Here is a 12,869-nt window from a genome sequence, read left to right as displayed (position 1 = left end):
CTCCTTTATGGTTAATTAATATTTTATAAATGACGAATAGTTTGTACTTGTTTACCGTCTGAAAATTGGTAAGTAATAAAGTTTAAATTGTCATCCTTATCAAGAAAAGTAACTTGCCAAACGGGTACCTTTTCATAAATGGCTAACCCGATACTTGTTATTTTCTTAGGATTAAATTGCTTATTTACTGATTTACGAACGTCTTTTTCTGACAAACCATCGGCCATATTTATAGTTGTTAGTTTATTAGATTTACCACGAGCAATAACACCTATTTGATCGTGCTTTTTATTTTCACCAATTGCACTGTAATAAGTGTGTTGACGTGAAATACGATAAAATTTTGATACAGAGGACAACTTATTTGATTGCTTAGCAATTCTTGTTACACGCTCTTTAGCAGTATCAAGTGGATCTTGTGCTTTTTCCAGAATTGATACACCAATCAAAATAATGACTAAAAATATTAAGATACCAAGTAACCAGTGTCGAAGCCGCTTACCACGATATCCGTGAATTGTCGAACGCATACGCATCTCCATATCACTAAGCTCCTTTATGATAAATAGTTTGTGCCCACTATAAAAAATAAACCACTTATTACTTTACCAAATTTTTGTTCCTTATTAAAGCTGTTTATGCTGTTCAGCAAAAAAATCCTGTAAATTTGAAATAATTTTATCGTCGGTTAATTCTTTTTGAGGTAGATTTGTTGGTAACATCTTACGGAGTGTCTTACCATAAGATTTCGTTAAAATGCGAACATCGTAAACGATGATTGCCCCGTAATCTTCAGGCGTGCGAATTAAACGGCCAATTCCCTGTCGTAATCGTAAAACAGCTTTAGGTAAGGTGCTCTGATAAAATGGTTGCTTTCCTTGAGCCGTTAAGATGGCTTCTTCAGCCTTTTGTAACACTGTATCTGGCCGATCAAATGGCAAACGCGCAATGACTAATAGACGCAATTGATCATCTGGTAAGTCAATGCCTTCCCAAAAACTGGCAGCACCAAGTACAACGATATTTTTTTCAGATTGCATCCGCTTTTTGATTTTACCACGCGTGCCAGTAACCCCTTGTGCTAAAACAGTTATTTTACTTTGTTGTAATTTAGGATTTGATTGCATGAAGTTATAGACTTGTTGAATCATATCTAACGAATTAAATAGAACTAAAGTATTTTTATTTATAGCTGTTGTTACATCCACCAACTGATTAGCAAGATAATGCGTAAAATGTTTATCCGTTGGTAACGGTGCATTTTTAACCATTAATAACCGAGCTTGTTTTTCAAAGTCAAAAACATCAGGGTAATGTCGTATTGTCGCACTTTCTTTATCTATATTTAATCGATCATATAGATAACCGGATTTTGTTGAAGTAAATAAAGTAGCACCGATAATTGTTGGCGGCATAAAATGTGGATAAACTTTTTCTTTGAAGTAATTTAATGTATGTAATAACCCACCACTTAGTTTTAAATTACTACTGTCATGATTTTGTGAGTCAGTTAACCAAAAGATACTTGCCTTTGGGAAGTCAACTAAGTCTTGTTGAAAGATAGTTAACTGCTTTTCGTATTGACTAATACTATCCAATAATCGTCTAAAATCAGCTAATTGTTGACGTTCACCTAATGAAAAAGCGGTTTTAGCATCACTAAACTGAGTCAACAAGATTTGCAATGAATCTTCTAAACGAAGTACTTCTTTATGAATACTATTTACATGATTAGATTGGTCAATCCAAAATTGTGCAAAATCATTATTTGCAAGTGCAATTTCATATTGTCCTTGCGTAGCTGGCATTTTCTTGTTTAGTAAGAAACGACGATACAAAGCAACCTGTAATTGTGGAATTTCATTTGAAATGATTTCCAAAGACTTTAACAAGTGATTTTTAAGACGTTCCCCACCAATAATGCGATGTAAAATGTCACCAATAGCAGGTTTAGTGTCTTGCAAAACTAAATTAATTGCTGTTTGAACACGAGCTAACCATGTTTGAATTGGTAATTGATGACGACTTTGGTTAAGTACAGCTGATGGTAAATTTTGTGCCTCATCGATAACCAAATATGGTTTATTCGTCTGGTCACCTAATTCACTAGCATATTCTGCTAAATAATTGTGATTAACTACCAAGAACTGTGCTTGTTGCGCTAATACATGTTGTCTGTCAAAAAACTCATAACCATAGAATGGCGATCCAGTCGGATTGTTTGCATTTTGTGATAACTTTGCGATGAATTTTTGTTGAGCATTCATCAAATGTAATTCATCAAAATCACCGCGTACAGTTTCGGTTAACCAAACTAAAATTTGGGCTTTAATAAACTGTAGCGATGTCGTTCCCTCGTCAATTTGTAATGAACGTTTAAAACTTTGGAGGTTCAAATAATGACGACGCCCTTTCAAACTAACGGCTCGCACTTCAAAAGGTAAAATATTATGCAATGTTGTGTTAATTGTTTCAGTTACTTGTGATTGCAATGTAATGGTAGGTTCAGTTACAATTACTTGCTTATCTGCATCATTAGCTAAATATGCGAATGGCAATAGAAAACCAAGTGTTTTTCCCATACCTGTTGGCGCTTCTGCAACAAAAGCAGATTCGCCTGGTACAGTTGATAATGAACTTGTTGAATAATGCTTTTTAATAGCGTTCATTAACTTGGCTTGTTGTTCACGATAAGTTAAGTTTTGACCATACAATTGTTGTTTAGCTGCACGTTTAGCCGGATAGGTAATATTCTTTTTGTTTTTTAACGGTTCAGGATCACTAAAACGACGGATAGCCAACCCGTCAATAACCTGTAGCTGTTTTGGCAAAGGCTCACGTAATGCTTTTGCTTTGATTAGCACCTTTTCAAATAATGACTTTGAATCCTTAGGTAGTACTAATGGCAAATCAACCAAAGACTGTAATGTTATGATAGGTAGCTTTTCAAGACGTTCGATGATTTTAATTAATAAAGCACCAGTTGCCAAAGCATCACTATCAGCCTGATGAGGACGGCCGTGAGTGAGTGATAAGTAAGTTGTTAGATCCACTAAACGAAAACCAGGTGCTGTTGGCCAAACAATTTGGCTCAAAGTGACCGTGTCTAAGGCAACTAAGTCTAATTGTGTCATACCTACTCGCTTAAATTCGGCATTTAAGAATGGTAAATCGAAGTTAACATTATGCGCAACAAAAATTGTCCCCGATAACATTGTATGAATTGATGCAGCAATATCCTCAAAAGACGGTGCCCCTTGCACCATATCTTGCGTAATTCCCGTTAATTGCACAATATTTCGTGGAATTGTTTCGTGTGGATTTATCAAAGTTGAAAATTGATTAATAATTTTTTTGTTTTGTACGAACGCAATCGCAATTTGAATGATGCGACCTGATTCGCTCGTTGTACGAGTTGTTTCTAGATCAACAACTGCATAGATGTCTTTATTTAGCATCGAGACGCACCACGACTTTCTCTATAATCTTAGATAAATTATAGCATATTTTATACACTGATATTTATGCAATCTACTATCAAATTATGTTAGAGCTATATAAACCATATCTAAATGTACTTTGTTAAAAATAGCGTAAAATTAAAAAATATAACCAGATTTAAGCTTATAATTGTAGTATCTATGATGTAATTTGCGTATGAATTTGATATGATTAAGAAAGCTACAATAAAAATAGAATGGATTGGTAATTTCAAAGTGAAAAAACCAGGAATCGGCGAAAGCCATGCCAAAGTTATTTTACTTGGCGAACATGCGGTCGTATATGGCCAACCAGCTATTGCACTTCCCCTACCGGATTTAGCAATGACTGTTAAAATAGAACCTCGTGAAGCGGGACAAATCATTTTAGCCCAAGCATATCGCGGCCCATTGGAAGCAATGGCTGAAGTTTATGAAGGAATTCGTCAACTTATCATTAGATTATTGCAATACTTTGATGAGCCAAACATGCCGTTTACGATGAGTATTACTTCTAACATTCCTCAAGAACGTGGGATGGGTTCGTCCGCAGCGACAGCAATTGCTATTGTCCGTGGATTTTTCGATTACTTTAATAAAAAGCTTTCAAAACAGGCATTACAGCGTTGGGCAAGTATAGAAGAATCAATTACCCATGGGTCACCTTCAGGGTTGGACACCGCAACTGTTGCTAATGATCAAGCAATTTGGTTTATTAAAGGAAAGCAACCAGAAAAAATTAATATGTCATTAGATGCGACGTTAATCATCGCTGATACTGGTATCCAAGGACAAACTGGTTTGGCTGTATCTGTTGTTCGTGAACATTTGTTAAACGAGCCACAAAGTGCACAACACCATATTGATAAAATTGGTGAAATTGCCAAACATACCCGCACTGCTATTTCAGAAAACAATGTCCTTAAATTGGGACAATTTATGAATAAGGCACAAAAGCATCTGAGCGCATTAGGTATTTCTCATCCTAAGCTTGATGAATTAATTAGTGCAGCACGTGAAGCTGGTGCTTTAGGTGCCAAGCTTACTGGTGGTGGTGTTGGTGGTACGATGATTGCGCTCACACAGAATGCTGAACAAACAACTCATGTTTTAACAGCTTTGGAAGCTGCTGGCGCACAAGAAGTTTGGACACAAACATATAGTCATAATAATTAGCTTTAGGAGTTTTGAAGATGCATTTTACAGCACGTGCGCATACAAATATCGCATTATTAAAATATTGGGGAAAAGTAGACACAGAGATTATAACGCCTACTACTACTTCAATATCATTGACGCTTGATGAATTTTACACTGATACAACTGTTTGGTTTGATGAAAAATTAAATGCTGATCAATTTGTCTTAGATAATGAAACGGTAACTGGGCATGCTATGCAAAAAGTTAGCCGTTTTTTAGATATTGTTCGACAACAAGCAGGCATTCAAACGTACGCATCGGTTATTTCAACTAACCATGTACCAACAGCAGCTGGTTTGGCTTCATCAGCTTCAGCATTTGCAGCACTAGCTGGTGCTGCAAGTAAGGCAGCCGGCTTGGATTTAACATTAACTGAGTTATCACGTTTAGCACGTCACGGTTCTGGATCGGCAACTCGCTCAATTTTTGGTGGATTTGCGCAATGGACTCCTGGTAATGATTTGACGTCAGTTGGATCACCTTTGGTTTCAGACGTGGATTGGCCAATTCAGTTAATGACGGTTGTTATTAATGATCAACCTAAAAAAGTTGGATCGCGTGCTGGTATGCAACATGCAATGGAAACATCTCCTTTCTATGATTTATGGGTTAATACAGCTAATCAACAAGTTAATGCTATGATTAAAGCTATCCAAAATCATGATTTAAACACAATTGGTCAAATTGCAGAATCAAATGCTCTTCAAATGCATGCAACGAATACAACAGCTGTCCCACCCTTTAATTATTTAACTGATAAGAGTTGGGAAGTTATTTTGATTGCACAACAGTTACGACAACAAGGAATTCCAGTGTATGCTACCATGGACGCAGGTCCAAACGTCAAATTAATTTCTAACCCATGTGACACGGAAACGATAAAAAATGCTTTATTATCAGTTGTTTCTGAAGATAAGATTATTAATGCGCACCCGGGTCCAGAAATCAAAATTAGTGCAGGAGATATAATATGCTAACAACGGTAAAAGCGCCCGGTAAATTATTTTTGGTCGGTGAGTATGCGATTACATTTCCTTATCAGAGTGCAGTTGTTTTTGCAGTTAATAAGTATGTCACTGTAACTGCTGAACACATTGATAGTCCAAAAATTAATATTAAAAGTGATCAACTGGGAACTTTGACCATGTCGTTTAATCAATTACAAGCAGATGTTAGTACAGATAGCTGGCAATTGGTTAAAAAAACACTTCAAGTGTTGTATCAATTTCATTTTAAAACCGCAGCTGCTTACCAAGGCATAACAATTAATATTGATAGTGACCTTACCTTTCAAGGTAAAAAATTAGGTTTAGGTTCGTCTGCAGCGGTTGTTGTCGCAATAATCAAAGCTTTTGATCAAGTATTTAGTTTAAATTTGTCTAAACAAAAACAATTTAAATTAGGTGTTCTTACCATGCTAAGTCTGCCACAATTTGCTAATGGTTCAATGGCGGATGTCGCAGTTGCAACATATGGAAATGTACTCGCCTATCGTAAGTTTGATGATACTGTGATTAACCAAATGTTAGTTGACGGTCTTGAATATCAAACAATTTTAAATAAAGATTGGCCTGGTTTAAAAATCAAAATACTTCCTTGGCCAGATAATTGGCAGATTGCAGTTGGATGGACAGGGAGTCCTGCAGACACACAAAAAATGTTGGGGAAAGCTGTGTCATCCGAAAATTTGACACGTGCAAAAGAAACCCTTTCCTTAGTAACGCAACCGCTTATTAGTGCATTTATTTTGGCTGTTGAAATTTCTCATTTTGAAAAGATGTCTCAAAGTCTCGTTTCAAATGCTACTGGTATTTCAAATTATGCTGAACAAGTTGGTATTAATTACTTAACAGATAGTTTAACTACTGCGATTAATATCTCCTCTAGTTTAAACATACCAGCTAAGGTTTCTGGTGCTGGTGGTGGAGATAATGTTATTGCCATTACAACTAACAATGAAGATAAAGAAAAATTGCATGCGACATGGGCACAAAATGGCATTACCCCATTACCCTTGCACATTGCAACTTTAGGAGAATAAGCAATATGGAATCAGCACATGCACATCGTAAAGATGAACATCTTGCCCTATCTGAGGCTGAATACCGACAGCATCAACCGGTGTCATCTCTAAAGCAAGTTCGTCTCATTCATAATAGTTTGCCCGAACTAAAAATTGATGACGTTTCTCTTGCGGTTTCAGATAAAAACTTTAATTTTACTACTCCATTTTATATTGAGGCTATGACTGGTGGTAGTAATCGTACTGGTAAAATTAATAAACAGCTTGCAGAGGTTGCCCGTAAAACTGGCTTGGCAATGGCCGTTGGCTCTCAAAGTGTTGCACTAAAAGACCCTGAAGCTATCGAAAGCTTTACAGTTGCACGACAAGTCAATCCCGATGGCTTTATTATTGCTAATATAGGTGCTGGTCATAATGCTAAATCAGCACAACAAGTTGTTGATATGATTGGTGCTAACGCATTAGAGGTCCATATCAATGTTCCCCAAGAAATAGTCATGCCTGAAGGTGACACTGATTTTATGTGGTTGGATAATATTGCTGACATTATTCAAACTGTTAACGTGCCAGTTATTATTAAAGAAGTTGGTTTTGGCATGACTGCTGAAACCATTCAAACGCTACATCAATTGGGGGCACAGTACGTTAATGTTGGTGGTCGTTCAGGGACTAATTTTGCGATTATTGAAGATCGTCGTAATCGTGAACAACATAGGAGCTTTGACTTTTTGTATGATTGGGGTCAAACTACAGCAGAAAGTTTGCTAGAGGCCCGCTCTCTTACTGATTCCCCTATTATTTTGGCAACTGGTGGTATTCAGGATCCGTTAGATGTTTTAAAAGCTCAAATTATGGGTGCTAAGGCAGTTGGCGTTGCAGGTCATTTCTTACATACTGTTCTTCAAAATGGTCCTGAAGGATTGATTGATGAAATTGAAAATTGGCAGCGACAATTAAAGAAATTATATGCTTTAGTTGGTGCTAAGTCGGCAGACGATTTAACAAATGTGCCATATATTTTATCACCCGAACTACAAAATTATAAAGAACAACGTCATCTATAAAATTAACGTTTTATTAGCGTTTACAAAGTTTTTCTAAAGCAGGTAAAGTGAATCTCCATTTTACCTGCTTTTTTACTTACTTGTCTTATAATATCGTAAAATAAAAGTATGAAGAACATGCTAACAGAAAGTATTCGTCAACAAACTGATGATCAAATTATAGATGCAACGCTGACATTGTTGCAAAGCCAATCTTATGACCAACTTGCGGTCACTGAAATCACCCGCAAGGCAGGCGTGTCACGGATGGCTTTCTATCGCCATTTTGGTACAAAAGAAGCAGTCATCCAAGCTATCGTAACGCAATTAACACAAGATTTTGAAAAAGAAGCCGACGCGCTTCCTTTAAATTCTGAAGCGATTTCGCGTGCCTTTTTTGGCTTTATTAGGGCTAACGGTATTACTATCGCCGTTTTACTTAATGCAGGCTTACGTGAGCAGTTTTACCCTCCCTTGCGCGATATTCTACATGGTTTATATGCGAAAAAATTACAGAACACTGCAACGTTTAATCGTTCAATTGATTACGTATCTGACTTTACCGCTTCAGGCATGCTTGCTTTGGCAATTCGTTGGATTGCTACTGGTGCGCATGAATCAATTGATCAAATGGTTCAAATTGCAATTGATATGACTAATGCACAACAAACAAACCTTTAAGCTATCTATGAATAATAAAAAAGGTATTGATAACCAATCATGAAAATGATTGTTGATTATCAATACCTTTTTTTATTTAACTATTTTTCTCTGCAAAAATTAATGAACTCACTGAATACAAACAAAAAAATTCCTACTATCAAAATCACTAGGCCCGTATTAGCACTGATTGATCCATCAATCAGGAACATAGCACCGGCAAATATGCCAGTTAATATAATGGTCGAAATTATAATAGGTAAATGACCAACCTTATCATCATCATCATTTTTTACACCATATATTACTGAAATAATTAAAAATGGAATGAAAAAGATTAAAAATACCACTGCCATGGGATTGTCAAAGGTAATTACTTCACGTAATGGCCTATTTTCTGACACTGCTTCATAAATCAATTCTGCGGCTAGTATTATATTTTGAATGATAGCAACATAATAAATCAGTTTTGTTTTTTCTACTTTTAAACGTTCATCCATTTTCTTTCTATGCATAACTGCCCCCTAAACCCAAAACAAATCGTTAAGTGTCACATTTAATGATTTTGCAATACCAATGGCTAATTTAATTGATGGATTGTATTGCCCCTTCTCTATTAAACTTAACGTCTGTCTTGTTATGCCAACTTCTTTTGCTAAATCTTTTTGTGTTATAGATAAGGATAATCGAATTACTTTTACATTATTTTTCATAAATTCTTTCCTTTAAGTAATATATATATTCCTTTTGTAATTTATATATTACATTATTTTGAGTTAATGTCAAATTACGGATTAACGTTATATATAAAAAACAGCCAAACTTATAAAAAGTTTGGCTGTTTTTTATTAAATTTAATTATTTACGATTTTGCTTACCGGCGTTACGACCACCTTTTGGACCATTATGTTCCTGAGTTGTATCCGTAATGTCTTTACGGTCACCGTTTTGTTGCTGTTGCTTCTGTTGTTCTTGAGCAGCTTGCATTGCTTCTGCGAAACGACCAGAAGGCTTTGCTTTAATCTTACCAGCTAAAGCGTCATCAACAACATCCTTAACTTCGAAAGTTGCATTAACTTGTGCTTTCAAGCGTGGACGCCAAACGATAATGATCAACGTTTGTAGAATCATAACCAACGCACCTGCAAAGAAGTACAAGGCAATACCAGCGTTAGTTACCCATGTCATGAATAACATCATAATTGGCATAACATACATCATCATTTGCATTTGCTTCTTTTGTTCTGCAGGAATACCGATTAATGACAAGTATGCTTGAATACCATACGCAACAGCGGTTGCAATGGCCAAAATTGGTGCATGAGATGATAAATTAATACCTAAAAATGTTGCATGAGCAATTTCATTTGAATTTCTGATAGCAGCATACAATCCCATAAACACAGGCCATTGAATGATTAGCGTTGCGAAGTTCATTCCACCAAGTAATGAGACGTTATTTTCACGATAAATCGTCATCATAGCTTGTGAAGCTAACATTTGTTCTTCTTGCGTTTGAGCACCCTTTTGAGCTTCTTGAACCTTCTTCAATTGTGGTTGTAGTAAACGCATCTTTTCTTGTTGGATGGTTGCATTACGTTGTTGATGAATCATCATTGGTAGCAAGATCAAACGAACAAGTAATGTCAAAATAATAATTGACCAACCAACCGCATTAACACCACCGATTGCTGTTTCAGACCAATGCATAAAGTCTGTTAGTGGACCTTTTAAGAAATCAGCGTGTCCTGTAACAAACAAAACGACTAGGACAATTAATAGTATCGGGGTTAAACCTTTAATTTTCATGAAGTATTTTTTCCTACCTATTCATCTTTCGTGTTCTCTTATTTCAAATAATAATTATATCATGAAATGTATTATATATTATAAATATTTACCGTATTTAACATAAGACGTTGCTTATGAGTTAAATTTATTAATAATTGATGCAATATCTTTGATAACAAGTGACATGGTTCCGTCGGGCTTATTAATAAATTCTACTTTGCTCTTATCCTGGTAAATGTCCATTGGAATTGAAATTTCAATTCCCGAATCTAGTTTAAATCGCTGTAAACGGTACTTCTTTTCAATACGCTCAGTATTTGGTACAGCAATATCATCGTCTAATTGTTTTGTATCCATAATTTGTTGATATGCTTGCTGTGCTGATACGTTTCCTTTAAAGACTGATTCTGCGATTGCAGACGTTTTAATTTCACCATCGTCTTGAACGGTATCAAAAATCGTATTTTGCGTTTCAGCTAAAACCTCATGTTCGGGCATTTCAAATTTACTTGCAACTGACTTAACGGCTTGTTTAATCACTTGAATATTGTCTTTAGTTGAATTTTCTGGTTGAATTTTTAAAAACTTTTCAGAAAAATAGTTAGTTCGATGCCCATCAATCAGGTACCTTTTTTCAACTAGCATATATGAACCGTTCATCAAATTAATGATAATACCTTCATCAACCTTTTGCGTTGCAGCCGGTAACACGGCTTGGTTTAAAACTAAATTATTGACTAATCTATCGTCTTGATATTCAACAGCATGAGTATACCGAGGTTGAAAGTTTAGTTTCAAAATACTAAAAAAGTCTTCGGCGCCCTCGGAAAATTCTACTACTAATAGGTCTCCTGCCGGAATCGCATCACTTGGCGCAATGATTTCAAATAATTCTTCAGCTAAAGTCGTCGCTTTTTCAGCAAACGACTGCTCATTCGTGTCAGAAATTATTGTGCTTATCGCATCATTATCTGTTAATTGACCAGTTTTATAATCACTATTTTTAAATTTTTCAATGAGTTTTTCAATGTATTCATGCAAACTGGGTTGATTAAGATCTAATTCATCTTGTGATGCAATTAAATTACCACTGTTTTTATCTAATACATGTAAAATAACGTGTTTTATAATCATAATGTTCCTTTACAGTAGAAAAGCAGGTTAATAATGCCCCTGCTTTTCTAGTCATTTTACTATTTTTAATCCTGATGTTTAATTGGTAAGGTGATTCTAAAAATTGAACCTTGCCCAATAGCAGATTCTAATTGGATACTACCACCATAACCTTCAACAAGTTTTTGAGCGATACTCAATCCTAATCCATTACCACCTTGTTTACGAGAACGTGCCTTATCAACACGATAAAATCTATCAAATACACGGTTAGCATCTTCAGGACTAATTCCTTCACCAAAATCTTGAACTGCAAGTTCAACAAGGTTACCAGAGCGTGAAGCAGCAAAATGAATTTCACGACGATCCTGGCTATATTTAACTGCGTTATCAGACAGAATGATCAAAATTTGTTCCAAATGATCGCGATTCATATTAACGATTGTTGGTCCTTTTAGATCATCGTCAATCCAGAATGTGAAATCAGGATGAATCATTTTGAAGTTAGTATAGATACCATTGATTAAATCTTTAGCATCCGTATCACCATCACGGAAAGTTAATTCAACTTGGTCTGCTCTAGTTAGGTCAAGCATCTCAGATACAAGACCTTCCATACGACTAATTTCTTGTAATGATGCCTTAATTGACTCATCTAGAATTTTCGGATCATCTTTTCCCCAACGATTTAATAATTCCATATGGCCTTTCACAATCGCAACTGGTGTACGAAGTTCATGAGACACATCTTCAACGAATTGATGTTGCTGGAGGATAAAACGTTGCATCTTATCAAGCATATCATTTAACAAATTAGCTAAGTCTGTTAATTCATCTGGTTTACGGCTTTCGACATCAACACGATCTTGTGATTGTGGATCTTGATTAATTTTATCAACTGTTTTTTTGATGTTATCCATTGGTCGAAGGAAGAATCCAGCGAGCCAATAACCCCAAAGAGCAATTAAGAATAGACCAAGAATAATCAAAATCGTAATAATTGAATAAACTCGATTAAAGGTCTTATGATAAGCTGTCAAATGATTCTCAATGACAACGTGTCCAATAATGTTATGGTTAGCATCTCGTAGTTCTTGATGACCCACCAACATTTTGGTACCTCTTATCCGTTCAACACGGACAATCCGCTTATTTGTTTCTTGGAATGGAACTGGTTGTCCCCCAACTGGATATACTTGCTCATGTTTCTTATTGTATACCCGAATTGTGTAATCTTTACGCGCAATTTGTTGTAAAACTGGATCGTTAACTACATCATCAAAATCTTTACTATTAGGCTGTAAGACCTGATCAATTTTTGTTGGTAATAACTGAGAGGCGTTTATATTTTGCAAACGATGGGTAACAGCATTTAGTGAGCTTGTTACCTGTTGTCTTTCAGTCGACATCATTTGTGTTGCGAATGCTTGCATCACAAACCATGTAAATATAATAAATATTAAAAAAACACCAGCAACAGATCCAAGGGCCCATTTCCATTTTAAGGAAAGGCCCTTTTGTTGTGGTGTTTTCTCAATAATGGATGATGATCTACCCATT

At 35.7% G+C, this 12,869-nt stretch carries 12 protein-coding genes; 5 read left to right on the top strand and 7 right to left on the bottom strand.

Annotated features, from left to right (window positions below; genetic code table 11):
* Positions 1-23: 23 nt before the first annotated feature.
* The gene (locus GA0061074_RS00825; protein ID WP_240005841.1) at positions 24-542 is read right to left on the bottom strand and encodes a cell wall elongation regulator TseB-like domain-containing protein; all 519 of its coding nucleotides are present in this window, start codon (positions 540-542) and stop codon (positions 24-26) included.
* Positions 543-626: 84 nt separating this feature from the next.
* Positions 627-3,458, bottom strand: a complete 2,832-nt coding sequence (locus GA0061074_RS00820; RefSeq protein WP_092461211.1) for a helicase C-terminal domain-containing protein — start codon at positions 3,456-3,458, stop codon at positions 627-629.
* A 210-nt stretch (positions 3,459-3,668) separates the two neighbouring features.
* Between GA0061074_RS00820 and mvk the strand changes: the two genes are divergently transcribed.
* From mvk to GA0061074_RS00795, 5 genes are all read left to right on the top strand, one after another.
* Positions 3,669-4,655 carry a mevalonate kinase gene (gene mvk / locus GA0061074_RS00815; RefSeq protein WP_240005842.1) on the top strand — a complete coding sequence of 329 codons (987 nt, stop codon included), beginning with the start codon at positions 3,669-3,671 and terminating at the stop codon, positions 4,653-4,655.
* A 17-nt stretch (positions 4,656-4,672) separates the two neighbouring features.
* Positions 4,673-5,656, top strand: coding sequence for a diphosphomevalonate decarboxylase (mvaD, locus tag GA0061074_RS00810; RefSeq protein WP_092461210.1), 984 nt, complete (start codon positions 4,673-4,675; stop codon positions 5,654-5,656).
* Positions 5,650-6,720, top strand: a complete 1,071-nt coding sequence (locus GA0061074_RS00805; protein WP_092461209.1) for a phosphomevalonate kinase — start codon at positions 5,650-5,652, stop codon at positions 6,718-6,720. The genes mvaD and GA0061074_RS00805 overlap by 7 nt, the downstream gene beginning before the upstream one ends.
* Before the next feature lie 5 nt (positions 6,721-6,725).
* Positions 6,726-7,766, top strand: coding sequence for a type 2 isopentenyl-diphosphate Delta-isomerase (fni, locus tag GA0061074_RS00800; protein ID WP_092461208.1), 1,041 nt, complete (start codon positions 6,726-6,728; stop codon positions 7,764-7,766).
* Between the two features lie 117 nt (positions 7,767-7,883).
* Positions 7,884-8,426 (top strand): TetR/AcrR family transcriptional regulator, encoded by a 543-nt coding sequence (locus GA0061074_RS00795; RefSeq protein WP_092461207.1) that lies wholly within the window; start codon positions 7,884-7,886, stop codon positions 8,424-8,426.
* Between the two features lie 80 nt (positions 8,427-8,506).
* Here GA0061074_RS00795 and GA0061074_RS00790 read toward each other — a convergent pair whose 3' ends face one another.
* From GA0061074_RS00790 to GA0061074_RS00770, 5 genes are all read right to left on the bottom strand, one after another.
* Positions 8,507-8,920 (bottom strand): hypothetical protein, encoded by a 414-nt coding sequence (locus GA0061074_RS00790; RefSeq protein ID WP_092461206.1) that lies wholly within the window; start codon positions 8,918-8,920, stop codon positions 8,507-8,509.
* Between the two features lie 9 nt (positions 8,921-8,929).
* A complete protein-coding gene (locus GA0061074_RS00785; RefSeq protein ID WP_092461205.1) occupies positions 8,930-9,118 on the bottom strand; it encodes a helix-turn-helix transcriptional regulator in 189 nt (62 codons plus the stop codon).
* Positions 9,119-9,263: 145 nt separating this feature from the next.
* Positions 9,264-10,214 carry a membrane protein insertase YidC gene (gene yidC / locus GA0061074_RS00780; protein WP_092461204.1) on the bottom strand — a complete coding sequence of 317 codons (951 nt, stop codon included), beginning with the start codon at positions 10,212-10,214 and terminating at the stop codon, positions 9,264-9,266.
* A gap of 114 nt (positions 10,215-10,328) precedes the next feature.
* Positions 10,329-11,330, bottom strand: a complete 1,002-nt coding sequence (locus GA0061074_RS00775) for a nucleoid-associated protein (RefSeq protein ID WP_092461203.1) — start codon at positions 11,328-11,330, stop codon at positions 10,329-10,331.
* Between the two features lie 65 nt (positions 11,331-11,395).
* Positions 11,396-12,868, bottom strand: a complete 1,473-nt coding sequence (locus tag GA0061074_RS00770; RefSeq protein ID WP_092461202.1) for a HAMP domain-containing sensor histidine kinase — start codon at positions 12,866-12,868, stop codon at positions 11,396-11,398.
* Position 12,869: the final 1 nt, after the last annotated feature.

It is taken from the genome of Weissella bombi (genome assembly GCF_900094835.1).
In the GTDB taxonomy this organism is placed as follows: Bacteria; Bacillota; Bacilli; order Lactobacillales; family Lactobacillaceae; genus Weissella; species Weissella bombi.
This window is presented reverse-complemented; position numbering and strand designations above follow the sequence as displayed.